23 protein-coding genes are annotated in these 26,052 nt (G+C 46.1%); 6 read left to right on the top strand and 17 right to left on the bottom strand.

Going from position 1 to position 26,052, the window contains the following annotated elements; genetic code table 11:
- The first annotated feature begins 24 nt into the window (after positions 1–24).
- A complete protein-coding gene (locus GUA98_RS12905) occupies positions 25–618 on the top strand; it encodes a TetR/AcrR family transcriptional regulator (protein WP_193723257.1) in 594 nt (197 codons plus the stop codon).
- 265 nt (positions 619–883) lie between these two features.
- Here the strand turns inward: GUA98_RS12905 and GUA98_RS12910 are convergent, their stop codons facing one another.
- The 5 genes from GUA98_RS12910 to GUA98_RS12930 all read right to left on the bottom strand — a co-directional run bounded on the left by GUA98_RS12910 (position 884) and on the right by GUA98_RS12930 (position 7,874).
- Positions 884–2,023 (bottom strand): toxic anion resistance protein, encoded by a 1,140-nt coding sequence (locus GUA98_RS12910; RefSeq protein ID WP_193723258.1) that lies wholly within the window; start codon positions 2,021–2,023, stop codon positions 884–886.
- Positions 2,024–2,107: 84 nt separating this feature from the next.
- Positions 2,108–3,796, bottom strand: coding sequence for a vWA domain-containing protein (locus GUA98_RS12915; RefSeq protein ID WP_193723259.1), 1,689 nt, complete (start codon positions 3,794–3,796; stop codon positions 2,108–2,110).
- 12 nt (positions 3,797–3,808) lie between these two features.
- Positions 3,809–4,540, bottom strand: a complete 732-nt coding sequence (locus GUA98_RS12920) for a hypothetical protein (RefSeq protein ID WP_227779600.1) — start codon at positions 4,538–4,540, stop codon at positions 3,809–3,811.
- Between the two features lie 367 nt (positions 4,541–4,907).
- Positions 4,908–5,474, bottom strand: a complete 567-nt coding sequence (locus GUA98_RS12925) for a Uma2 family endonuclease (protein WP_193723260.1) — start codon at positions 5,472–5,474, stop codon at positions 4,908–4,910.
- Between the two features lie 78 nt (positions 5,475–5,552).
- On the bottom strand, positions 5,553–7,874 hold the full coding sequence (locus GUA98_RS12930) for a glycoside hydrolase family 127 protein (RefSeq protein WP_193723261.1): 2,322 nt from the start codon (positions 7,872–7,874) through the stop codon (positions 5,553–5,555).
- A gap of 202 nt (positions 7,875–8,076) precedes the next feature.
- On the opposite strand from GUA98_RS12930, the gene GUA98_RS12935 reads away from it, so the two are divergent.
- Both GUA98_RS12935 and GUA98_RS12940 read left to right on the top strand, forming a co-directional pair.
- Positions 8,077–8,844, top strand: a complete 768-nt coding sequence (locus GUA98_RS12935) for a helix-turn-helix transcriptional regulator (protein WP_193723262.1) — start codon at positions 8,077–8,079, stop codon at positions 8,842–8,844.
- A 159-nt stretch (positions 8,845–9,003) separates the two neighbouring features.
- Entirely contained in the window at positions 9,004–9,516 is a 513-nt protein-coding gene (locus tag GUA98_RS12940; protein ID WP_193723263.1) for a GNAT family N-acetyltransferase, read from the top strand.
- 138 nt (positions 9,517–9,654) lie between these two features.
- Here the strand turns inward: GUA98_RS12940 and GUA98_RS12945 are convergent, their stop codons facing one another.
- A complete protein-coding gene (locus GUA98_RS12945; protein WP_193723264.1) occupies positions 9,655–10,698 on the bottom strand; it encodes a 2,3-butanediol dehydrogenase in 1,044 nt (347 codons plus the stop codon).
- Between the two features lie 132 nt (positions 10,699–10,830).
- On the opposite strand from GUA98_RS12945, the gene GUA98_RS12950 reads away from it, so the two are divergent.
- Positions 10,831–11,742: a LysR family transcriptional regulator gene (locus GUA98_RS12950; RefSeq protein ID WP_193723265.1), complete on the top strand. Its 912-nt coding sequence runs from the start codon at positions 10,831–10,833 to the stop codon at positions 11,740–11,742.
- Between the two features lie 130 nt (positions 11,743–11,872).
- Here GUA98_RS12950 and GUA98_RS12955 read toward each other — a convergent pair whose 3' ends face one another.
- The 7 genes from GUA98_RS12955 to GUA98_RS12985 all read right to left on the bottom strand — a co-directional run bounded on the left by GUA98_RS12955 (position 11,873) and on the right by GUA98_RS12985 (position 20,763).
- Complete coding sequence (locus GUA98_RS12955) at positions 11,873–13,600, bottom strand: HAMP domain-containing methyl-accepting chemotaxis protein (protein WP_321573873.1); 1,728 nt, start codon at positions 13,598–13,600, stop codon at positions 11,873–11,875.
- Between the two features lie 285 nt (positions 13,601–13,885).
- Positions 13,886–14,635, bottom strand: a complete 750-nt coding sequence (locus GUA98_RS12960) for an endonuclease V (protein ID WP_193723267.1) — start codon at positions 14,633–14,635, stop codon at positions 13,886–13,888.
- Positions 14,636–14,707: 72 nt separating this feature from the next.
- The gene (locus tag GUA98_RS12965) at positions 14,708–15,571 is read right to left on the bottom strand and encodes a prohibitin family protein (RefSeq protein ID WP_153977039.1); all 864 of its coding nucleotides are present in this window, start codon (positions 15,569–15,571) and stop codon (positions 14,708–14,710) included.
- A gap of 1,157 nt (positions 15,572–16,728) precedes the next feature.
- Entirely contained in the window at positions 16,729–17,019 is a 291-nt protein-coding gene (locus GUA98_RS12970; RefSeq protein ID WP_095288654.1) for a hypothetical protein, read from the bottom strand.
- A gap of 13 nt (positions 17,020–17,032) precedes the next feature.
- Complete coding sequence (locus GUA98_RS12975) at positions 17,033–18,421, bottom strand: WXG100 family type VII secretion target (RefSeq protein WP_153977038.1); 1,389 nt, start codon at positions 18,419–18,421, stop codon at positions 17,033–17,035.
- 308 nt (positions 18,422–18,729) lie between these two features.
- Complete coding sequence (locus GUA98_RS12980) at positions 18,730–20,082, bottom strand: amino acid permease (RefSeq protein WP_153977037.1); 1,353 nt, start codon at positions 20,080–20,082, stop codon at positions 18,730–18,732.
- 213 nt (positions 20,083–20,295) lie between these two features.
- Positions 20,296–20,763 carry a GNAT family N-acetyltransferase gene (locus GUA98_RS12985; protein ID WP_193723268.1) on the bottom strand — a complete coding sequence of 156 codons (468 nt, stop codon included), beginning with the start codon at positions 20,761–20,763 and terminating at the stop codon, positions 20,296–20,298.
- A gap of 253 nt (positions 20,764–21,016) precedes the next feature.
- Between GUA98_RS12985 and GUA98_RS12990 the strand changes: the two genes are divergently transcribed.
- Positions 21,017–21,571, top strand: a complete 555-nt coding sequence (locus tag GUA98_RS12990; RefSeq protein ID WP_193723269.1) for a GNAT family N-acetyltransferase — start codon at positions 21,017–21,019, stop codon at positions 21,569–21,571.
- A gap of 23 nt (positions 21,572–21,594) precedes the next feature.
- Positions 21,595–21,936, top strand: coding sequence for a DUF1801 domain-containing protein (locus GUA98_RS12995; RefSeq protein ID WP_153980559.1), 342 nt, complete (start codon positions 21,595–21,597; stop codon positions 21,934–21,936).
- A gap of 358 nt (positions 21,937–22,294) precedes the next feature.
- On the opposite strand, the gene GUA98_RS13000 is transcribed toward GUA98_RS12995, so the two are convergent.
- The 4 genes from GUA98_RS13000 to GUA98_RS13015 form a co-directional block, all read right to left on the bottom strand.
- Positions 22,295–22,759, bottom strand: a complete 465-nt coding sequence (locus tag GUA98_RS13000) for a hypothetical protein (protein ID WP_153977035.1) — start codon at positions 22,757–22,759, stop codon at positions 22,295–22,297.
- A gap of 106 nt (positions 22,760–22,865) precedes the next feature.
- Positions 22,866–23,078 (bottom strand): WXG100 family type VII secretion target, encoded by a 213-nt coding sequence (locus GUA98_RS13005; protein ID WP_193723270.1) that lies wholly within the window; start codon positions 23,076–23,078, stop codon positions 22,866–22,868.
- Positions 23,079–23,335: 257 nt separating this feature from the next.
- Positions 23,336–24,640, bottom strand: a complete 1,305-nt coding sequence (locus tag GUA98_RS13010; RefSeq protein WP_153977032.1) for a DUF1963 domain-containing protein — start codon at positions 24,638–24,640, stop codon at positions 23,336–23,338.
- Positions 24,641–24,812: 172 nt separating this feature from the next.
- On the bottom strand, positions 24,813–25,991 hold the full coding sequence (locus tag GUA98_RS13015) for an alanyl-tRNA editing protein (RefSeq protein WP_193723271.1): 1,179 nt from the start codon (positions 25,989–25,991) through the stop codon (positions 24,813–24,815).
- Positions 25,992–26,052 lie beyond the last annotated feature (61 nt).

Consider the following 26,052-nt stretch of genomic DNA (forward strand, 5'->3'; position numbering starts at 1 on the left):
CGACCCTGTTCAGGAGGATTACACATGTCTGACATTTCCAGTTCAACAGATAGAAGAATCAAAAAATCAAAAGCATCGTTGAAGGATGCCCTTCTTCAGTTAATGCAAACACGCTCATTCAAAGAAATTTCCATCACGGATATTGTACAGCTTGCGGATCTGAACAGAGGCACCTTCTACCGGCATTATCAATACAAAGAAGACCTGTTTGATGAAATTATAGATGATGTGATACAGGATCTGGTGACTTCTTTTCGCAAACCCTATCAAGGTATGGAAAAATTCGAGGTTGGTCTGATGCCCTCTTCGGCAATCACCATATTTGAGCATGTGCACCAGCACGCACAATTCTACACGCTTGTTGTGAAATCCGAGGCTTCTTCCAACTTTCAGCGCATGATCTGTGATGTTCTTCGGGATCTCTCCTTAAAGGATCTGAATCAGATCTTCCCGCAGCACATCAACCCTGAACTGCTGGCAAGCTATCAGTCTCATGCGATATTCGGCATGATCTTGGAGTGGATCAGACAGGATTTCAAGCACACCCCCGCCTACATGGCCGAAGAGTTGTTCAAGATCATTCATTACCGACCTGACAATGTCGTGTTGAAAGACTGAATGAAACTTAGCAATATCCAAGAAAAGAGTAAATTACACGTTACTAAAACAGGGTAATGCCAAAGTAAACACCGCTGATTTTCTAATGGACCAATGCGAAGAGCAGTTATATGCTTATGCAAGAAGTTTGGGCTATGGCAGCCAGTAACGATTTTCATAGAAACCCAGAAAAGCGACCATTCCCCATACTTAATAGAGAACAGTCGCCTTTTAATAATTATAAATCAAGATAACAATCTAATACGTTTTTATTTCTCTCTTTTGATTACAACCCCAGCTTCTGCCCTTTCTCCAAACGCTGAATCTGCTGATCTCCGGTATCCGCGAGTTCACGGAACTGGTTGATCGTCTCCCGCATCCGCGGTAATGCCTCCTGCTTATAGACACTGATGGAATCCAGTGCAGACAGGACATCCGTGAAGGCCTGCTTCATCGTATCGACGGAAATGCTGGCATCATACGCCTGCTTCTGAATGGCGATACCCTGGTCCTTCAGCATCTTGGACGTGCCTGCGATCAGGTCATTGGTCGTCTGATTCAGCAGCTCGATCTTCTGCAAAACAATCTTCTGATTGTACAGCGCACTGGCAACGGTAACGGCAATTTTTAATGCCGAGATCGTCACATTCTTGGCCCGGTCGACTCCGCGGATCAATTCCTTGTTGTTGCGGATGACCACCTCAATCGCCATGATGCCCTGCTGGTTCACAACCAGCATCTGCTGCAGATCCATGACCCGCTGACGCAAGGGGAACAGGACTTCTTCCGTAATAAACCGGACTTTCTCCGGGTCCTCATTCCGAACCTTCGCGGCTTCAATCTGTCCGTCGATCGACTCATCCATGAGCACGCCGAGCTGAATTTCCTTTTGCAATCGTTTGGTCAATTCCCTCAGTGTATGCTGCTCGATCTCCAGTGTTGTATTATCATTGCGCAATGTTGCCCTGCCTTTATCCAGCGAGGTTACAATATCGGCGATGACTGCATCGGCCTTCTGGTATTTGAGAAAATAAGCCCGCAGCGGATTGAACAATTTGCCGAGGAATCCGGTCTTGGCGAAATCGACCACGCTGGGGTCGAGATCCTTGAGCTGCATGTGCAGCTCGGTCAAGCCTTTGGCGACCTGACCGCCCTCGTCTCCCGTCTTGGACAGATGTCCAACAGAGACTTGAAGCAGCGCGTTTTTCTCCGAAGAGGATCTCATCGTGTTCATGCCAAAGCCTTCAATGGACTGTAAAATCTCCTTGCGCTTATCCAGTGATTCCAGATCCAGTGACATGATCATCTCCACATTGGCGTTCGCCACCTGCTGCAGCTCCGCCACCTCGGCCGGAACGGGCTTCACCTCTTCCTCGATAACCTTCTGAATCTCCTTCTGGCTGGGTATTTCCATTGAAAACGACATCCGAACTCCCCCTTAAATTAAGAGCTATATAAATAATGTAACTTACACTGGTTCACTTCGAGTGCAGCACCATCTTCAGACTATTTACATCTGGACGTTAAACAGGTTTCCGATCTTGTAGACGACATCATCTGTATCTGCGTTGATGCTGGCAGCTTCGTTAATGCTGGAGATGCTCTCCAAGGCTTTGATGTCGGCGTTGTATCCGATCGTATAGATCGGTACTTGGTAGGTCTCGACCAGTTCACGTATATCTTTCAGTGTATGTCCCTCATTGGTCTCTCCATCACTCAGGACAAAAATCAGCGGTTTCACGTTCGGATCAGCCGCCATATAGTCCTCCAGCATCTTCATGGCGACCACGATACCATCAAAGGTCGCTGTACCGCCGCCTGCTTGCAAGCTATCCACGGACCCGACGAACATGGACTGCTGGTTGGTATCATACTTGGCAATCGGCAGGTTCACGGTTACACTGCTGGAATAGGACACGAGGCCAATACTATTGTCGGTACCGAGATATTTCTGACCTTTACGAAGGGATTCCTTCAACCGGTTCAGTGGTTCCCCATCCATGCTTCCGGATACGTCCGTAACGAATACGGCAGCGATCGGTTTACTTCCGTTCTTTTTCTCTTTCCATACCTTCTGAGCGGATAATAGCGTCCCTCCATCGACGGTCGCCAGCTCAGACTTGTAATCCTGCAAACCGTTAAATCCGAACTCTTCCGCCGACTTCTGGTACTTATCCTGAGTGACGAATTCAGCGAATTTCCGGATGATTTCCTGTTTGTTCTGCGGCAGCTGCCCCAGTGCATACAGCGGGCTGTCATGTCTTACACCAAACGGGGTAAAGACATATCCGCTCTTCAGGTCTGCGGTATTGACGTATGTCTGGTATTCAAGCACAAAGGCATCCAGTCGGCCCGACTTCGCGGCTTCACGCATCTGAATGGTTGTGGAAGCCGTAAATGGCACATTGGCCTGGAACTTCTCGAAGCCTTCAATCGCTTTCTCCCCCAGCGGATTGGAGCTGTCGTACGTGTTCAGTGCCGTCACAAGAAAGTTAAGTCCTGTCGAGCTGGCAAACGGGTCGGTATACCCCATTGCGAGTTCATTATTGGCAATCGCTTCGGTGACCGTTTTGACGTTGACGGAGCCGTAGGTGTCAACGAGCGAATCATATTTGGCTTTGGAGATTACAATTCCGGGCACGTTGCCCACGAGTCTATCGGATACCTTTTCGGTCTTTACACCGCTTGCGGCAACCATCTCGCCCCACAGTTCATTGGAAGGCGTGTATGCATCGGGCACGTATTTGCCAGACTTGATGTAATCGGCTGCAGTACCGGAAGCAATATTCCGGATTTTTACCGATACCGGTTGACCGCCCACTGTAATATTAGCCTTGTTGAATTCTTCACTGACCTCGGTCAACCAGCCGTCTGCTCCGGTGCCTGACTTCTCAATGGAAGAGAAAATCTCGACATACTCGTTCGTGGTATTCTCAACGGTAATCGGGAACTTCGAGATATCCGGGAGGGAATCTGCCACATCAACCGGATCCAGATCAATCTGTCCCTTTACAGGTTCAGCCGTTGCTGGCGCAATGTCCGCGTACAGCTTGCCTAATTCTTTGCCTGCATTCTCTGTTGTCACCTGTGTACTGGATTTGCCGAAATTCGATGTCAATGTAATTCCTGCATAGACCAATCCGAACACGAGCACCAGCATAACAATCGATATGAGAAAAAACTTCCCCTTCTTCTCCATAAATGCAACCCCTCACTGTCTGTATAATTTGGTGTGCTTAATTAACTGATCAATGTCCTGCATACAAGGCATCTGTTCAATATCCCCGGCTTCAAAACTGTCCAGGCGTGATATTTCCAGCAGCAGCTGGTCAAGTTTGAGCAAGATTTCTTCATTCGTATGGAGCGAGTCTTTTACATAGGATAGATAGTCGTTATACACTTTGGTCTTTTCCTGAACTAATTTGGGTGGAATCTTGGAGGATTTGGATTTCATTAAAGCGGCGTATTCGGCTTCATCGAACACATGGAGTCTGTTCAGCACGCTTCGAATGTTGAGATACAGCAGCTTCTCCACTTCAAGCGTGACGGAGGCAAATTTCTTATAACTCAGCTCCCCCGGATCGAACCGCTGGTTCAGCACGTTCAGGAGCGTCTCTTTCTTTTTCTTCATCCGTCTCAATTGGGACAATCCCAGCGTAATATCTTCTTCCAGCACTTTAATTCGTCTGTAAAAAGATAAAGCTTCTACATAATCTTCATGCGTCTCGATCTGCTTAACCGGCAAGACTACAGGCTGTTTGAACAGCAGGGTGTAACTTCCGTAAAACAGGGCCATCACACTTCCGAACAGCAGGGTGACGGACAGTGCAGTGGAGAAGGCTCCACCACCGAAACCAAACCCGATGAAGCCTGGTGAAAATAACAGAATATTGATGACAACAACGCCGAAGATCAGGCCCAGCCATTTTATGTATTTGATCATCGTAATCCACTGACCTCCTTTCTCGCTATATGACGGATCAATTGTCGATATTTCCCACTAGCGTATATCACTCATTGTACATGATGCAGCCCTGATTCGGTCGAAGATTATGGATATTCCTAATATACGTGACGCCAGCTTATCCCATTTCATCGATACAGGGACATGTGGACGGATTTTTGACGGCTCACTATTGAACCGATTTACGACGGAGGAGAAAAACGAAAATATCCGTTAAGGGAAAAAGAAAGATTTACAGGTAATACGTGGAATATGGAGGTTACGTGTCATTTTTTATATAGTACAAGCCGGAGAAGGCAACAAAAATACTCCGGGCACAGGGCACCGGAGTATTTCAAATTTTATTCTATTCCAGCCTGAACAGCTGATGAAAGGGTATTGCGAGTTCCGGGAACTGCTTAGATTGAATCATCTGCTCTTCCGTATACAGCCTGCGATCTTGATAGCTTCCGTCCTCCAGCGTGTATACATGTACCGTCTGGTTGCCAGGATCGACAATCCAATATTCATTCACACCATATTTCTGATACAAATTAAACTTCTCATTAAAGTCCTTCAGGGCTGTTGAAGGAGATAGCACTTCTATAATTAAAGACGGTGCACCGTGACAGCCATTTTTGTTGATTTGGTCTTTGGAACATATGACAGACAGATCCGGTTGTACAACATGGTCAGGTGTATCGTATTGTTCATTTTCGCTAAAAAACACATCGAACGGTGCAACAAACACATAGCATTTTTGGTTCTGTAAAAAAGTTCGCAAGGAGAAATGCAGCTCGCCCACGATAAACTGGTGTATGGAGGTCGGTGCCGGGGACATATTGTAGGCCTTGCCGTTAATGAGTTCCCAGGCTCCTTCCCAGGTCAGCCAATCCTGAAAGTTATAGATGCCTTTGTTATCCGGTTTTGCCACACATTCCACCTCCCTGATCCCTAATCGACTTCGTCCTCATTATACCATTGTGTTGGCTGATTTCCATGCTCTGCCTGTTTATGAGGTCACAAAGTTTGGCTTGCTTCGGGTTGTTCGCACCTCTACGACTTTCCCTGCGCATCCATGATCACCAATCGCCTCAAACGTAACTGTCACACTCTCCTTACCGGAGGTAACAGCCTGAGGAATATCATAGGTCGCATAGAACACTTCACCAATCTTGTTCAGATGAATTCGCTGCTCGCCAACTACAACTCCATCCACCACAAGGTTGAATATTCTGTCATACCTCGTCCCTTCCCGTTCAAATGGTGTATGATCCCCGCCCCAGTAGCCAACGCACAAAACATTGGTGCCGGAACCATCCACCGCCAGCCGGTAACTGAAATAGGCCCCGCTGATACCAAAGGCTTCGCGCCACATATGCAGCCTGTTACGGCTATCCGTGTAGGAACCGTTGTGATGCTCTGCTCGGCAGTTGCTATCCAGATGATGCCCAATCTCGTCCTGCTGACCGTCTGGCTGCACCCTGTCAATCGTAATCGCATTCAGTTCCTTCTCCAGTGCATCGCCTTCATCGTTGAACGGCCAATAGACCGTATAAAACTCATGATGCACATCGTAGAACGGAATCAGCTTCACGGCTTCACCCGTTGACGTCACGTCCTTGCTAAGCTCAAAGGTTAACGTCCCCTTATCCACCACCTTGATCCATTCCCGGACATCCTCCTGCTCCGTCCAAATCACTGGCACGGGTGCTGTCTTCGGATTTAGCGCGGTCTCATCCACAATGGTATCCTCCGGCAACCCTTCGCTTCCCAGTGCGCCCGCGAGCACAATGGGTCCATACAGGAAGGCGACTTTGTGGGTATCATCCCTGGACGTGTATCGGCTCAGCGACATCGGCAGGGTGATGGTCACGACATCCCCGGCGGACCATGTACGCTGGATAGAGAGATAGCCGGCTTCAATCCGTGTATACGGATGGGCCGTATCCCCATTGACGGTTGCCGTCATTGGCTCCTGCAGCCAGGAGGGCACGCGTAGTCTTAGATTGGCCGGGGCATGGCCTCCGGTAATCGTCAGGGTTACCTTTTCCGAATAAGGAAAGTCGGTTTCAAGCTTCAGGGATAGCCCTTGTGACGTCCAGTCCAGCCCGGATGCGATATACAGGTTCACATACAGGTCCTGTTCATCTTCGAAATAGACGGCCTCGGCATATTTGCCCGGGTTCTCCATCCCTGAGCCTGTGCAGCACCACCATGCGGTATCGTGTGTACCGTAGATTTTGTAATGGCCCTGGAGGGTTGAGGCAAAATACGTTTTGTTCCCTGTATCGGGGTCCTGTGTGCCCAGAATATGATTGTAGATCGCGTTCTCATAATAGTCCATGTAGGCACTGTCCGGGTTCCAGGCAAACAGCTGCTTCGTCAGATGCATCATGTTGTGGGTACAGCAGCTCTCCCCGGTTTTGATGCCAAGACTCTCCATACCCTTTGCTTCATAATGTTCCGATATGCTCGTGGCACCAAACACATAGGAGCGGTGATGAATCGTTGTGTCCCAGAAGAACTCCGCCGCTGTCCGATAGCTCTCATGGGAATGATCCTGATTGTAAATCTCGGCTGCACCGATCACTTTCGGAATTTGGGTATTTGCATGTTTGCCCTGAAGGTCATCGCGCTCCTGCTCCAACGGCTCAAGGATCATCTGGTGGGTAAAACGGTTGGCCGTATCGAGATACACGCGCTTACCCGTGATGCCATACAATTGAGCAAATACTTCATTCATGCCGCCATGCTCACATTGGAGCATCGTCTGTACCTGTTCTTCCGTCATGCCACTCATGCCTGTCACAGCCCAATCAGCGAAACGGATAACGACATCCAGTGCGAGCTGATTACCTGTGAGCTTGTAAGCATCAAGAAGACCACGATAAATTTTGTGGACACTGTACCACGGAACCCAAAATCCGTTGATATCAAAACTGCCAATGCGTTCGGCCCGAAATGCCGCGTCGAAGGCCTCCTCGGTTAATCCACCGATATATCCGCTGCCTGCTGCCTGCTGAATTCCCGCAAGCTCGGTGACGGCATAATCCAAAGTTTGTTTGAGCGTCTCATTACCTGTCGCCTGATAAGTCACTGCCAGAGCAGACATATAGTGCCCCAGGGAATGTCCACTGATCGTCCGTGCTTCCCAGCCAGCGTACCGCTCCTTCTTCGCCGTTAGCCCGTGTGCCTCATAACATGGAGCCAGAAATCGATCAATATCCAGTGATAACAGGTAACGTTCCCCGACCTCCTGAGATGTTTGGAAAACCCCGTTTAATAGCTGCACGTGCTCCGGACCCAAAAATCCCCGTTTCGTTTCGATCATGACCAATGCTCCTCCTCATTATGTACAGAATGTTATCGTTCCTGATATCTTTCCGGCATCATACGAGAGGGTAAAATCCGTTCTACCCACCAGCTGCTTCTTAACCCCCAATTCATACAAACCCTTGAATATCCACATATTATCAAATAAAATACAACTACATCAGACTCATAATCCAAGAAAAGGTGGATAAATCCGTCTTATGCAGAAGCCACTCGAATTTTATCTGTGCGGCAAGTTCATCACGGAAGGCAATTGGACACATATGAAACGGATCATGCCCGTGCATGAGATCATTTTGATGCTGGAGGGAGAAATGTACATTGCGGAGGAGGAGCGGCATTACGTGGTTCGCGCCAATGATCTGCTGTTTCTGAGAGCCGGCCATACCCATTACGGATATCAAGTCAGCGATGCTCCTGTCAGCTTTTACTGGGTTCACTATGACACCTTGGCAGAAGGATTCGATCGTTATCCCACACATGCGACCATCCCGGTACCCTCCACGGCCAATCAGCTGTTCAAGCAGCTGCTGCATGTCTCATCCTTCTCCACCGAAGAGGCAAATGCCGCACTTTTCCTACTGTTAAAAGAATTGGAACGCAATACGGAGGCTGGTTATCGCCCTCATAATGCGGTTGTTGACCATATCTGCAAGTGGGTTGGTATTCATCTCCATACCGATATTACGGTAGGCAAGATTGCGGAGCATTTTAATTTTAACAAGGACTATATCTCCAAAATGGTAAAACGAGAGAAAGGCATTGGGCTGAAAGCCTACATCCTTACCGAGCGGATCAACCGGGCCAAACAGCTGCTGCTCAATACCAATGCCAGTGTTAAGGAAATAGCCGGACAATGCGGATTCTCGGACTACAAACTGTTCCTGCGCATGTTCAAGCAGTACGAAGGCAGTACACCAACCGAATATCGGAATAACCTGTATTCCACTCAGCTCAATCGTTTATGATCGATGGATTAGTATGAAATCATAAGATTGTCGCATAGACTGACTCATAGAAATTCATGCGTATCCAATAGAATATTTTGATTATTCCGATAAATTTAGTTGTGTTAAGATGTGAAATAACTGTATTTCATCCACCCCATTTCAGAAGGAGAAATTGAAATGACGACAACGGCAGTCACGATTCAACCCGCTTCAGAAGCTGATCATAAAGGGATCGTAGATATCCTCATTGCAAGTTACGCAGAGTACAAGGATACCTTTCAGGATCAACAACGTTGGGAAGCCTATGTGAAAGACATCGAGGAATCACTGGATAATCCCTACCTCACACAATTGTGGGTCGCCAAAGTGGACGACCAGATTGTGGGGACCGTGCAATTGTTCGAAACCGCACACCATGCCTATCCCAATTTTGAGCTCCCGATTGATTATCCATTCATTCGCCTGCTTGGTGTGGATCCTACGTGGCGGGGTCACGGTATTGCCCGGGAGCTCCTTCGTCAGTGTGTTGCATCCGCCAAGGACATGGGCAAAAATACGGTGTATCTGTTCACGGGCGGGCAGATGACAAATGCCATCCGTTTATATGAACGTTTTGGCTTTGTGGAGGATGAAGAATTCAGTACACGCAGCAGCGGCGGCAACGCCATCTGTTATCGTTACGATTCATGACCAATGTTTCATGCGGGAGTACATGGAATTAAGCGTAAGTTATAAAACTTCAGTTCAATCAAAGTGATAAAGATGAAAAAAAGGCCACTCATCCGAGTGGCCTTTACTATTGGGAAGATGCAGCAAGGTATTAGCTTATTAACCGCCGATCTCTACCAAAATTTTTGCATGACTCTTGTCGCTCATCAGCAGTTCCAGTCCTTCTTCCACGATGTTATCCAGTTTAATTTTCTTCGTAATGACCTGTTTCACATCGAGTGCTCCTTCAGCAATGAGGGAGATGACTTCAGGGAAAATGTGGCGATATGCCAGTGTGGCCGTCAGATTCGCTTCCTTTACCAGAAGATCGAAGAAGTTCACTTGCAGTGGGTTAGGGATGGCTGCAATGACAACCACTTCTCCACCTTTTTTGACTACCGCTACAGCGCTATCCATCGTAGGTTGTACACCTGCTGCTTCATAGGCGACATCAATTCCGCCAGATTGCTCCAGAATTACTTCCGTTGCATTCACTTTGGCACTGTTCACTGGAATGGCTCCCAGTTTAGCTGCCAGGTTCAGGCGTTCCTCGAATACGTCAACCGCATAGATCGTGGAAGCTCCTGCCGCTTTTGCAGATAGAATGGTCAGCAGTCCAATTGGGCCTGCACCATACACGGCTACCTTCTGTCCCACTTTCAGCTTGCTGTGGCGAACGGCATGGAAGGCTACCGCTGTAGGCTCAACAAGTGCTCCTTCTTCAAAAGAAACCTTGTCTGGCAATGGGTGCACCATATATGCTTCGACAACAACATACTCGGCAAAACCACCATCCCCATTCAAACCTACGAAGCCGAATTCGGTACACTGATTATAGCGGCCCTGGATACAGTATTCGCATTTACCGCAATGATACAATGGCTCCACCACAACACGGTCTCCTATGTTGATATCGCTTACATCACTTCCCAATTCACTAACTGTTCCGGCGAACTCATGGCCCAATGTTAATGGTGCCTGCTGACCTGAGAGCGGATGATTCTCACCTTCCTGAATTCCTACACCATGGTGATAAGCATGCAAGTCACTGCCGCAGATCCCCGCATATTCCACTTTAATTTTGACTTGTCCGGATCCAGCAACCGGAACTTCACGTTCTTCCACTCGAACATCTTTATGTCCGTACCATACTGCTGCTTTCATGTAAATCCATCCCCTTTTAATTGAGCTTATAAATAGCTTGTCTATGTATTATATCGCCGTTCACTTATTATTCATATTTATAGATACTAATGTTAATATTAGTAGCAGTAATGTTAAAACGGAGATGAACCTATGAATCTGGAACAGCTTGAATATGTCGTTGAAATTGCCAAAACCCAATCGTTCTCCGCCGCTTCGGAGCACCTTCACGTTACCCAATCGGCCATCAGTCAGTCCATCCATCGTCTGGAAAAGGAGCTTGGCCTGATCCTGTTCGAGCGCTCCCGTCAGGGAACCCACCCTACACCGGAGGGCAAACAGTTTATTGCCAAGGCACTGGACATTTTGCAGCGGGTTGATGAATTGAAATCGCTGAATGTGGAAGCATCCTGCCTGACAGGCGAGCTGCATGTAGCGACCTTTCCCAGTGTCATGCACTACCTTGTCCAGACCACTGCCGATATGAAACGGGAGCATCCTCTATTGAACATTTCCATTGAAGAGAAAGGTTCGATGGAGATTATCGAAGACATCCGGAACAACAAGGCACACCTTGGTTTCATTGCCATCTACACGAAACAGCTGCGTGAATTCGACGGGCTGCATTTCAGCCCCATGTATTCCGGCAAACTGGTTGTAGGTACCCATCACCAGTCTGATCTGGCCAAGCTGAATCGGGTGACGCCGGATCAACTGAAGGAACATCCCCTCGCGCTGTACCGCGATGGCTTCATAGAAGATTTCATCAAGGATTTCACATACGATTATGGAGCATTGTCCATCCTCTTCAAGACCAACAATTCGGAGGCGATCAACACGGTGCTTAGAAACAATATAGCAGCCAGCATCGGCCACGACTTCTCTTTCTACCAGAACACATTGTGGAAAGAAGGCCTTGTGAAAATGGTGGAGATTGCCTCCATTGACCAGCCCAAGATGCAAATTGGCTTCGTTCAGACTGAGTCCAAGGAGGTCGCCGTTGCCGCCGAACGATTTGCTCAAAAGTTCAGACAGGCGATCGAGCTGGATTATTTGAAAAGTTAATTTTTTTTCCATTTCACTAAGAACTCGCATCATTAATCAGGGCCCAAACCAAAGAAAAAGGTACACCACACGCTGGGGATAATCCACTTCAACTCCTCCAGCAGCATGGGTACCTTCTCTTATGTGATGCCTACACCTTTACTTTTCTCACAGCTTCGCTCATCTCATTGGTTTGCTGCTCCAGCAAAACGGATGTCCGGGCGACTTCCTGGAACAAGGCCTTCTGCTCCTGCATCAGGCGGTAGATGTCATCGGAATGATCCGAAACCCCGGAAGAGATCTGCGAAATGGTATTCACCGAAGCTGCAGCTTCTTCCGAGCCTGCCGAAATCTCTTCGGCTGCTGCTGATACTTCCTGAATACGGCTGGTCACCAGTTGGAAAGCTTCCACCACATGGGAGAAGGCAAGCTCCGCCTCCGCTGTGATCATAACTCCTTGTCCAATCTCCTCGGAGGCCACTCCCATCTGTGAACCGATCTGTTGGGACTCCTGCTGGATACGAAGCAGCAAACCCGAAATGAGCTGCATGGATGTACTCGAGGCTTCAGCCAGCTTGCGGACCTCTTCCGCAACAAGGGCGAAGCCTCTCCCATGTTCCCCTGCATGAGCTGCCTCAATGGAAGCATTCAGTGCAAGAAGCTTTGTCTGGCTCGCAAAGTCATTTACCGTATGCAGCGCACCGCCAATCTCCTGGGAGTAATTATTCAGCACATGTACCAATGCCACCACTTCATCCGAAACCTTTGAAATACTCTGCATCTGCTCCTTCATTCGGGACATGCTCAGCTTACCGGTTTGCGCCGTGGTTAGCGCACTGGTTGCCGCATCGGATACGGCCATGGACGACTCGGATATGTCGGTGATGCCTTTAGCGATCTCCTCCATGGCATGGGCGCTGTCGCTTGCCCCCTGTTTTTGCGTGTGGGCTCCCTGACGAATCTGTTCAACGGATTGATCAACCGTCTGACTCATCTCCACCATTTCATCGGTGCTTTGGTTAAATTGCTTGGTTGATTTGGCGAGCATATCGGTGGTAGCGGATACACCTGCGACCATATCGCTAACGATTTTATTTAGATGACCTGACATATGAGTCATTGCCTGATAGGTCGTGCCAATCTCGTCTTCGCTGCGCGGGCGATACGACGTCAATATGCGGCTGGCTTCTGCAAGCTCGCCCTGTGCCATCTGTTCCACACTCGCCTTCAAAGGCCGCAGCGGACGCAGCCCTCTTACAATGAACCAGAGGACCACACCAATGCCTGCAAGGGTAATCAATAACAGAAGCCCATAGAACGGAATACTCGACTTCAGGATATCTGCCTCGATGCTGCCAATAACAGATACGGCTGTATCAATTCCGAGCGCACCAATCATGACACCATTTTGGTCCACAATCGGAGCATAGGACGAGATATATTCGCCGTACTCCTCATTGTTAATGATCGGTGAGCTAGCCGTATTCCCTTGCAGCAGCCGCTGGACAGCATCGCTTGGAATATCGGTGACTTCATTAATCGGAGAAGCCTTATCGGCATCTTTCATGCCATCCACCATAATAAGTGGCGTGCCTTGATCATCTATTTTGACAAAATACACATACATGGCCCCAATGCTTACGCGAAAATCATCCAGTTCATCACGAATCTTCAGGAACAACTCATTTTCCTTCGGATCTTGGGCAAATTCGGCATAGGGTACAGTATCCATCTGCTGAACATAGCTCTGTGCAATCTGGATATTGTAACTTGAAATGGCCTCCTGCGCGGCTAACTTCATATTGGCCAACTGAAGCAGCATGCTCCCCGTGTAGATCACCAACATCACCAGTGTAACCACTGCAACAATTCGCACCACCAAACGCTTTCTGAAAAACCTGACCATCCGTTCCTCTTCCTCTCCCCTGAAACCCAAGCCGCTATCATCTGTCCTACCCAAAAGTCATAGGCTTGAAGCACTAAGTATGGGAAAATAGTATATGAATATGTCGAATTAAGCAAGAAAATATTGGATGTCTTTAAAACGCTGTCATCACTGTGTCAGCTTCAATTGGATGGAACTCTGTTGCTGCCTGCTTGAGGTAAAATTGTACGTTATAGTGCAAATAAAAAAACTCCAACGTGGTCGTCAGAGTTTACCGTATTATTCGTTGCATGATTGACCCTTGTCGCCATGATTACCGTCTACATGTTTCAGTGCAGCCCGGTGCTTTTTCGTTTCCAAATCAGCTTGTCTTACAGGGATAGGCAATCGGCTTTCTTTGTTAATTAACGCCAGGGTCACTTCGGTAGCCGTATTGATATCAATCCCATTGCCACAGGAGACAAAGATCGGTTTGACCTGTGAATGCGTTCGCAGTGCACGGCCATAGACTTCACCGTTAATCACAATATCCGTGAATTTACCCGATTCGCTTGCTGGCATTTCATAGTCCGTGTCTTGAATTCGGAGATAGCTTTTGGCGATCCCGATGGTAGGCTTGTTGAGGTAAAACGAAGCATGTGTGGCAATCCCCATATGCCGTGGATGCAGATAGCCGTTTCCGTCAAACATGACCAGATCCGGATCATTCTCCAGTTGGCCTATCGTATCCAGGATGAGCGGCAGCTCCCGGAAGGACAGATACCCTGCGATGTAAGGCACCTTGATCTCATCCTGCAAGGACTTCGTTTCCACAATCTCATGGGTAGTGTAATCCACTACGCTAATGCAGCACACCGCAAGTGTCCGGTCTCCATCCTCCCAGTACGCCAGGTCCACACCTGCCACGAGACGGACATCTTCCATGTTGAAGCTGTTCTGCAAGTGTATTCTTGTCACCAGCTCCCGCTGGATCTGATCAAAGGTTTCTTCGTTGAATGCTTCAGGGGGTGAAATGTTAAGTTGATTCAATAATGGCACCTCTCCGCTGGATTTTGTTAAAAAATATCTGTACCTCAGTAGGGGAGACAAGCTCCCCTTCATTTATTTTACCTCTTCTGTCTTTGTAGCTGCCGTTGGTAACTGAATCATTGGTGTATTGGATCCACTGACATATGGCAGCACACCGTCCCACTTCTTAATCGTTTCGTATTGAACAAGTTGGGTTGTAAGTGATTGTTGAAGCTCTTTATTTGCTTTGGCTTGACCTTCTGCTTCGATCAATAGTTTGTCTGCATTACCTTGTGCTTCCACACGTTTTCGTTCTGCCTCTTTCTTGGCAATTTCAAGCTCAGTCGTTTTACGTTCCAACTCTTGAGATGCCTCAACTCGTTTATCTATGGCTTCTTGGGTTTTTGCATCTGGTTGAGGAACACCAACGGTCACATTGGATACAATGAAACCCAGTTCTTTGACATCGTCTGCGAAACGCTGTTGAACGTCTACGCCAGCCTCAGATGATTTTTCTCCATATACATCAATTACAGTAAATTTAGAAATACCTTTCCGTGCTGCATCACGAAAACGTGTTTTCAGATATGTATCTTCAATTTCCTGAATGCTAATGGGTCCAAAAGTATTGAAGATCGAAGACACTTGGCTTGGTTCTACTTGATAGTTGTAAGCAAAATCGATTGTGATGTTTTTTCCGTCAGACGTAGCAATCTGTATATCCTTGTATTCAACAGTTTGGATTCGAATTGGATATTTGGTTACTTTATCAAAAGCACCAACCAACTTCCAGCCCTGACTCAGCGTATTATCCTTTACACCCCCATTTGGTGAATAGACAACGCCAACATATCCGTTAGGAATTCGTGTCACAAAAAAGCTAACCAATACTACTCCTACAATAATCACTAAAGCTACTGAGATGGCTCCCACCTTAAACGTCTTTAGATTCTTCATTTACATTCTCCTCTTGTTTGAATTTGTTGTATCTTTTCAACACTCTTCTACCTACCATATTGAATAGCGGGAACATTAATGACCATAGAATAAACGCTAAGATAAAGACTAAAATAATTCCTCCAATGAATGGCATATTCGTCCTCCCTCTATGGTTGTATCCAAATACAAACTTCATCATCACCTAGAAACTCACACAGATCGTATGCGTTCAATGAATTACACTTCTGCTTAAACTCTCCCCCTGATAATCCTTCGTAAACCAAACTTTATTTAAAAATGTTATTAAATCCGTCTCTCCCTTCTCCCAGTCGTTAACTAAAATATTTAATTCTTCTAATTATATACTTCTATTTTCATATCTGGTTTCAATGATCTCTAAAGGCTTCTTGCTGACCAAGGATCTCTGCCTCACTTTTCAACATTGTAAAGACATGAAAGAGCAAGACCTCGTTCCTGCCTGATCTCAACTCTCTGAGCTCATTCCTTTGCACATAAAAAAAACACCCCGGCATACATGCCGAGATGTTTGTTCAGTGCAGCTCGATGACCAACTCCTGCTGGATCTGACCAGAAATTCTTCGTTAAATAATTCTGGGGTTAAAATGTTAAGTTGATTCAATAAGGGTACCTCTCAGTTAGATTTGTAAGGGATATCTATGTCTTCTCCAACTTCATCTATAGACTCTTCAATGATTTCCTTAACTTCCCTATCCAAATCCATATTTAAAGCTGACTTCATCAACTCATAACTTTTTCGCAAATTCAGGGTTTATAACTACATAGGCATAATTATCGACCAGTTCCCCAGATGAAACCTCCCTAAGATTAATCGACTCTTGATCTTAGATTAGATTCTAACAATTCGTGAGTATAGACCTTTCTATCAGCTAATTCTGATAACGTTTCTAAAACGTCTATGCTGTCCAAATCATCGGTGTTTTCAATTAAATCCAAGTAAGCATTAAAGTACTTATTTAATGTTTCCTTCGACATTACATCAGGTAAGTTTTTAAAGTCCTAAAGTTTCATACTTACCTTTGCAAGCTATAATTAAAATATCCTCAATCGAACTAGTCAGACTAAACCTCCCTTATTCATTATTTTCATCTTTCTTTGTGTAAGGCAACCATCATCTAATCATGACATTAAATTCATTAAGACTTGTCTGTATACACTTCTGAGTTAAGGGGAATTTCAGATTGGTTGATTGATCTACCAACACAGATACCAATGCTTTTCTTATTCATTAATGAACTTGAGATTTGTATTGAAACCACTTCTATTGAAAATTCTTTTTTATCAGGTGTTCTAATAACAATACGATTATCGATGCGATTTTTAATTTGATCATGGCTGAGATCATCAAGTTCAGGATTGATCCCCACTAAAATAGTGCCATATTCCAATGATTCAAAAACATCTCCAACATTCATCAATTTATACATACTAATCTCCTTTCTATCTATGTTGAATATAAAGTTCATTCTTGACATCTCGTACACGGAGATTTGCATTTTTCAATCTAGTAATTGCATCTCTTAATAGTGTTATTCTCTCTACAGAAGTTAACTCGGGAGCAAATCTCGCTGCTCTTATGCTGGCTTGAGCTTCGTCTAAAGCAAAATTCCGTGTATACGTATTATCATCAAGATTATATAGTTCAAAGGCTCTTCCGCTTTTAAACGCTTCATAATGTCCAATAATTTCATGAGCTACAGTAGCTCTACCCGAAACACGTGCGTTGGCACTCAATGTGCCAATTCCATGGGACTCTGCAGGTAGAACGTCTGTATTGATATACAGTCTGTCATACATCATTCCGGTATTCCAATGTTCTCGAAACACTATATTCTCTTCTGGGAAACCTAATCTTTTAGAGTAATTAACCAGTTCGGTTTTCTGGGCATCTGTTAGTTCTAGTTCGTTCCTCAAACCGTCTGAAGATATCTGACGATGATCCCCTTTTCCTATTTCCTTTTCCTTCTCCAGAAACTCGGAGAATCCAGATGATTCTCTCGCCTTTTTACTCTCGGCAATATTGTCCAATACTCGAATGCGGGGATCCTGAAAGCCATTAAATCCACCCGTCATTTGTCCTGTACCCGATGGACGTGTGAACGAATTTATTTTCGCGCCCCCTCCTGAAGATGTCAGTAGATTATGCGGTTTGATCATAGAAGAGGCATATCCGGTACCAACCATCAGCCCTCCCATACCAATCATATTCGCCCAGTGTTCGCTGGACCAGGCATTGGTTGGCATAGTAGCCTCCCTAATCGTGCCGTGAATACCGAATGTAAGCCAGTTTGCTGTATCATTGGGGGAGTTAAATGCTTTATCCGCCCGGTCTACATATCCCTCAACCAGTCCACTCGGGATACCAAACGTCCAGTAATCCAGGAATCCCCCTACACTATCATAACGTTTTTGATATCGATCGTCCGCAGATTGCATAAATGCACGACCCAACTCGGCCAAGCTGTCAGCTGATTTTTGGAATGCATTACGGTTGTCCGCTGCCGGAGCACTACATTCATCCGGCGGTGGGGGTGCACACCTCGAATCATAAGATTGCACTGCTTGCTGATCTGCAAGTCTGAATTTTTCTGCATGTCCTTCGAGTTCTTTCGAAATCGACTGAGATAATGAAACAAAGTTATCCATTTTCTTTTGGGCAACCACAAAATCAACGTAAAACTTTTCCTTTGTGCTTCCATCCCACTGTCTTTCGATCTCGAATAAATGTTGTTTCAGGATACTATTCATCTGAAAAACCTGGCTCTGTGCGACTGCAAATTGTTTAGAAACAGATGATAATTGTTCAGGTGTTACCTTTATCGTTGTCATATGATACCTCGTTCGAAATATGTATTACGTTGTTATAAGAATACGGCAGGCACGAAATATTGAATTGATTCAAATATATACACTTGGCCTTCTATTATAAAATGGAACAAAATTATTTCGTAGCGACTGCTGGTTTATTTCCATAGTTCGTATCACCCCCAATATCTCCCAAATGTAACAGATCATATCTTCCCTTATACTCTGAGTCCATTCCTTTGCACATAAAAAAACATCCCGGCATACATGCCGAGATGTTAAATCCATGTAGAGGTACATACCTCTACTCTTCAATTTTACTTCTGCAAACCTTAAACTTCTTGTCCATTCGACTTCCTGAACCGGATCAGGGACCAGATAATCAATATGGCTAGAACACCGAGGCAGATACTGATACTGAACCGATTGGCCTCATCGAATATGAACATCACCGCAATAACACCAAGTGCAAGTATGGTGAGTCCGGTTACGTAAGGGAATCCCCAGACTTTGAATGTCGGTGTGACCGGGTAGCTCTTCCGCAATTTTAACTGGGAAGTGGCAATGCAGATCCATACAAGCATCACGACAAACCCAGGCACTGCCAGCAATACGCGGAACAATTGATCCTGAGCGAACAGTCCAAGCATGGAGCCTCCGAGCAAAATAACGGAACAGACCAAGAGCGTATTCACCGGACTTCCGCTCCGATTGGTTTTGGACAGTGCTTTGGGAGCCTCACCGCCCACCGCCATGGAATGAAGCATCCGCGATGCGCCGTAGATGCCGGAATTGGCAGCAGATAGAACGGCAGTAACCAGAATAAAGTTCATAATATGTGCTGCTCCAGGCAGACCTGTGGAAGCCAATACTTGTACAAACGGGCTGCTCTCCGGCCCGAGCTCATTCCATGGAATGAGACCACAGATGATGAGAATGGGCAGCGTGAAGAACAAAATAATTCGGAGCATGAAATTGCCCACAATTTTCGGCATGACCTTGTCCGCATTTTCCGTCTCCGTCAGCGTCAGACCAATGAGTTCCGAACCTCCATACGAGAACATGACGACCAGCAGCGCGGAGAAGATCGATGACCAACCATTCGGGAGGAAACCTCCGGCTTGTGTGTAATTTTGCAGATAAGGTGTATTATCACTTGGAATAATGCCAAAGATCAATGCAGCACCCAGGATGATAAAAATAATGATCATGGCTATCTTGATGCCTGCCAGCCAAAATTCAAACTCCCCGAACACCCCAACACTCAGCAGATTAACGAGTATAATAAATGCCGCGCACGCCAGACTTAGCATCCATAACGGCACTTCCGTGAACCAATATTGCAAGAAGCTCCCCGCAGCAATTACCTCAATGACACATACGGATAACCATAGGAAGCAGTACATCCACCCCATAACAAAGGATACCCTGCTGCCGAAGGCTTCCTGCACGAAGTCTTTCATGTTTTTGTTTTTATAGACGGTAGCCATCTCCGCCATCGCTGCCATTACAACCAGCAGTAATAGGCCGGCAAAAATGTACGTTAAAATAACACCCGGACCTGCGAGTCCAATCGTTTCGGCACTGCCCTTAAAAATTCCGGTTCCAATGACACCGCCCATGGCCATGAAGCTGATGTGTCTTGGTTTAAGTTTTTTCTGTAATGTTCCTTCTGTTTGAGCCAATTCAAGTCCTCCTGATGTCAACAACGTCTGTAATCTTCTCTCAAGCTTTTATAACATAATTTCCAGTATACCCTATTGTTCATGTCTCAGCACAGAGATTCATTATGGCAAATTCATTCAATTCAAGCGCCCACGCCAAAAAACCAGAACCCTGCCAAGGCAGAATCCTGGTTGATTACCCTTTTGTAAACGAAATTGAAACAATGAGGAGGACTATGCGAGCGGTGATAACTCCTTCGTCATGAATGCACTATTCGGGTCCAATATATAATCTGCAAAAGGCTCGCAGTATTCGAATCCGAAGTCTTCATACATCCGGCGTGCCGGGATAAACGAATCCATCGATCCGGTCTCCAGGCTAATGCGTTTGTATCCCCGAGTTCTGGCAACCTCAATGATGTGAGTCAGGATTTGTCTCGCTACGCCTTTTCGAAGATGAGCTTTGGCTGTACGCATTGATTTCAGTTCGGCATGCTCGGCGCTCAATTCCTTCATGGCTCCACATCCCAGCAATTCCTCACCTTCCCATGCGCACCAGAATGTAATCTCTGGTTTCTTCAATCCATCCAGATCCAATGCATGAATGCTTTCCGGCGGCGAATCTTCGGCCATGCCAAGCAAATGTTCTGCGATTAACCCCTTAACCTGATCCCCACTCAAATCATCCACTCTGATCTCCATAACAACCACTCCTGCCAACAATTTTGGTGTACTCCATCGCTGTTTTTAAACTATATGATTTCATCTTACTACCGTGGCAGGTTTACTGACAAGAGTTTAAGAAAACCCACTGAAAAGTGTATTGTGATCCCCTGAAATTTCCAGTATGATGGGGCTATCTGATTTTCAAAGGGGCGAAGATATTGAGCCAACCATACAGTTCATTTTCGTACTGAGGTGAAGCGAGCTTCATTTATCTTCAAAGGAGACCAACATGACACTGACAACGGACAACCTGTTTTATAGCAAACGATTGAAAATGACACCTCCACGTGAGGGAGACGTACAGACGATGCTGCAATGGAATGAAGATCCCGAGTATCTTCGTAATATGGATACCGATATCGCCATCCCCTACTCGGAGAAGCAATTGGAGGATGAGGGGGAAACGAAAAACAAAGAAGTATACTTCAGGCTTCGAACACACGAAGAGGATACACTAATTGGTTTTGTTGTCATTCACAGCATTGAATGGAATAACCGCTGCGGGCAGCTGGCCATCGGCATTGGACTCGCCGAACACCGCAACAAAGGGTATGGAACAGAAGCGTTGCATCTGATTTTGCGATATGCCTTCCATGAAATGAACCTCGATCGTGTGGGGCTGGATGTCATTTCCTATAATGCAAAAGGGATTCGTGCCTATGAGAAGGCCGGTTTTCAGTTAGAGGGACGAGCACGCTCCGCGGTATACCGGGACGGACGCCGTTATGACCGCCTGATGATGGGCATTCTGAAGCCGGAGTGGGAAGCACTTAATCCAATATAAATGGAGGAAGAACAATAATGGCCTTGAATACAGAAGTCACGGAGTTTATCGAACAGATCTCAACCCCCTGGCAAATCGCCGTAGCAGGACAATTACGCCAGCTCGTGCACGATTCCATTCCGGACGCGCAGGAGCGCATACAATACAAGAAGCCTCATTTCCTGAAGAATGGCAAATATGCAGCGGTCATCTCCCCTTCCAAACAGGCGGTGTCCTTCACCATTTTTAATACGGCTGCTCTTGATCTGCCCGATGGAGTATTCGAAGGACCAGCAGAACGCAAAACGATTAAAATCAAGGAAAAGGATACACCGGATTACGAATGGCTGGCAGGTCTCCTAACGCAGGCATCTGCAGAATTGTAGAAGGATGTACAAACTAATCTATTATAAGTGATTTCGTTCGAGTCTACTATGTTAGACTTGTTCTATTTCAAGATAATATATGTAGTCCTGTAATTTGAATATGATGCTCTTAACACTATATCCATCCGGTTATCGAATCCTAAATTGCTTTTGTTTTTTAAAGCGTAAGAAAACGAAAATAAAATACACCAGGTCAACCATGGTGGGCCCTGACCATGCTCGGCCTGGTTTATATAACGACGTTCCCCACATTCATATTAAAAAAACTACGAAACAAGCGTTTAGTGATATTGTGGCTTCATTGGGGGTGTTATAATCCTTGTTGTTGAGACTGTAGAGAGTTTACACATAAAATGCTTCACAGCTCTATCGACTTCTCTAGTTCATACACCTCATTGCATCTTTTATTTATCCATTCTACTGCTGATTCTGCATCTTCTCTTAACATAACGCCTTGTTTGCACTTATACTGATAATTTTCCTTTGCCCATAGCAGTATAATCTTTGTATATTCTAAAGTCTCAATTTTACATGTACTGTCCTCTTCATCATCTTCGGCAAAAATGTCTTCAATAGTTGTAAAACGTTCATCTGATTTTATTATGTTTACATTCCCCCCACCTTCGTATAAAGTTACCCTTCCTTTTAATAATTCGAGTAATTTTTCAATTTCATCCTTTACAGTAGGAAAATCCCCAAAAATATCCGAACCTAGTGAATTACTAATCAGATAACCATTCTTTAATGATGTATCTATACCGAAATCCAAAATAACCTCATTAAAATCTTCATTATATTCAGTGGTATACAAATATTTAATCATATAGTTATCTCCATTCTCTTAATACAACGGATATGCTGACGTGATTTTCCCATTTTTTACAACAAACTCAATATTCATTCCTGTACTCGCAGTCCCTCTATATCTATTATTCTTGAAAACAACTTTGTTGTCGAAAGCTATATTGTGCATGAGTAAAATCAGCATAAAAGTTTTCTTTTGTACTCCCATCCCATACTCTCTCAATCTCAAATATCCGTTGTTTCAGGTTGTTATTCATCTGATAAATCTGGTTCTGAGCAGCTTCGAACTGTCTGGATACAGCAAGAAGTTGCTCTGGTGTTACTTTCATAGTAGTCATAGCGTACCTCATATAATAAGTTTCCGTTGTTAAACGAAGCTTTCATCCTCCACTACAATGCCACAAGAATTCGGCCACCCGTAGTATGAAATATTATTATAAATGAGGCACACCGTGAGTAGGTAGCTACTCACGATGTATTTGCATAGTCCACTTTTCCCTAATTATATCCAAAACATAATACTACTTGGAACCTATTCTGCTTCCTACTCATCTAAAAATTCAATACTTATAAGTCCGATCATTCGGCAATCTAGTTAAGATTGCTGATACGTCACCGCAGTCATCTGACACGGCTCACATAGAAACATATAATACATACCCTCGCCATACTCCTCAATCTGTGCCCAGTCTACCTGCCCAACCGCCTTCATGGTTGTGGTGCAGCAGGGACAGACCGGATACGCTGCATCCTGAACCCATCCAGGATGACCGCCAATCTGGGATAGTGACGGTTCCATGGCCCACTCACTGCCATGGAAAGCTTGACGTGGTTCTGTCGAAATGTAGAATGAATCACCAGCATCCGGAGCAGGTTCAAACGAGTTTTCCGGATCAATATCATCCATTCCTACTGGAATGACATTGTGGGTACTCCAGAAGGGCTCCCCTTTTGAGCTAGTCTCCATATACACCACACCGTAGCAGCTGCAGTTGATACAAGTTTGAATCTGTAGCTTTTCAGCTTGCCAGGAAACAGTTTGCAAGGCCGGATGTCTAACATCCAGAGCAACCAAAGTGGTTAAAGCGGTTCCACACCATGGACAGCTGCCGGTACTTGTTTGAAGCATTTGAATGGGTACGCCGCTTGAAGGCGCAATCGTTCCATCCTTTGCATCACCTTTATATAATGAATAACTTGGGCTGATGAACAATTCTCTTCGCTTCCCGTCCTTGGTGAGTTCCCACCCGGCTTCTAAGGTGTATTGTTCTGGTCTCACATATAACGGATCTGCCCAGGCCGGCGGAGACTGCTTCCACTGCCAGAACTGCTCCACGACTACCTCATCGCCGATATAGGCTAACATAATCAGGATATGGTTACGATTCTCGTCATCGGTGTGCACCTGCTGCAAGAACTGATCCCGCACTTTCGCTGAAGCACTTTTATACAGGAGCGCAGGGTAGTAGATCTCCTGCTCCAACAACTCGGGAATCTGTGCAGCGAGCGAGATATCATGGTAACAGACCAGGTACAGCAGAATGTCTTTGCCGGTATCAACATCATCGGTACGAATCAACTCCATCGCATAGTCTGCCATCGCTTCCTGCTGCTCCGCAGACAGTGACAGGTAGACTTGCTCTTGAGAGCGTTCATACGGCACATAGTGAATTAATGGATCGCGTACATGAGTTGTATGCATGATTTTCAGAATCTCCACCGGATCATGTACTCCCTCATACAAATTCACGTCCCGTCGATTCGCTTCAATGTATTTCCGATGTTCCTCCCGCTCCATCTCCTGCTTGCAGGGCATGCAGTACCCACCTGTCTTGGCCGCGGTTGCCGGTAAAATCGTATTGGTGCATCCTTCACGGATACACGGAATGCGTTCTGTCATTCCTAAGGACCTCCTTGCCGTCTGATCGATATACCCCCGAGTATATTACAGGAAAATCATAGGTTCTAATAGACCCTGAAGCTAAGAATATCCCCGATGCGCAAAAGCACGCCACAATTTGTGACGTGCTGCTTATTATAGATATCGCTTCGTCCCGAAGCCACAATTCATCTTAGTGATGTCCCAGCTGGTCCTTGGTAAATTCATAAAAGGCTAATGCATCTTCACTGCTGGCAAAGCCCGCCTGAGCCATTCTGTCACTGCCCCCGCCTTTGCCCTGGTAGGCTCCGAGATTGCCCTTGAAGAATGGACCGCAAGACCACTCCGGCGGCTGCCCGTTCTGAGCCAGAACAACCTTGGCCTCCGAGATGCTGGCAAAGAGCACGATGCCCTCATGATCTTCCGTCAGCTTGGTCGCCAGGCTCTGCATGTCCTTGAGGGATTTGTCCTCGAATACCTGGGCAATAACTAAACCTTCCCGTGCAGATAGGAGTTCCTGAGCATAATACGTATCATTGGTCGACTTGACTGTACTCAGCTCGGACAGAAGCTGTTTTTGGTCTGTTTCCATTTTATCGATACGGTCAAGCAGCTCTTCCCTGCTGGTTTTTAATTTCACCGAAATTCCGTTTAACACCTGTTGTGCTGCCGTGAATTCGTTTAATGCTCGGAATCCACATTTGAAATAGATGCGTGTGCCACCTTTAACCTTCTCCGTTTTCAGCAGCTTAAGGATGCCGATCTCGCCTGTTGCCGCCACATGCGTGCCGCCGCATGCGTTGTATTCCACACCCTCCATCTCGACAATACGAATGTCCTCTGTCACAGTAGGCTGCTTCACGAGTGGCAGACGCGCTGCTTCCTCCGCAGTAACCCAGGAGCTGCTAATGCGAGCATTGCGGTAAATCTGGCGGTTCACTTCTTGCTCAATGGCTGTCAATTGATCCGCTCCCAATTCTGCAGCGGCTACATCAATCGTTGCATATTCGGTCCCGAGATGGAAACTGAGCGTCATCGCATCAGCCAGCTTCAGCGTGATGGCTGACAACAGATGCTGCCCCGTGTGATGCTGCATGTGATCGAATCTGCGCTCCCAGTCAATTTCACAGTGAACCTCCTTCTGCTCAGGCGCCCGCTCGACCTTATGCCATACCTCACCATTCTCGATGTTCACATCAAGTACAGCGACACCTCCGATTCTACCGAGGTCACAGGGTTGTCCACCTCCGTGCGGATAAAATGCCGTCTCTGCGAGTGTGATATATGTACCGTCTTCCTTGTCCACTCTACCCGTAATTTGTGTATGCCAATCCCGCGTGTATGCGGAGTCGTAATATAACTTTTGTGTCATTAACTAATCCTGATCCCTTCTCGTTCAATTTAAGTGCTGATCCATGCACATTCCTTACGTA

This window comes from Paenibacillus sp. P13VS, from assembly GCF_015143645.1.
In the GTDB taxonomy this organism is placed as follows: domain Bacteria; phylum Bacillota; class Bacilli; order Paenibacillales; family Paenibacillaceae; genus Paenibacillus; species Paenibacillus xylanilyticus_A.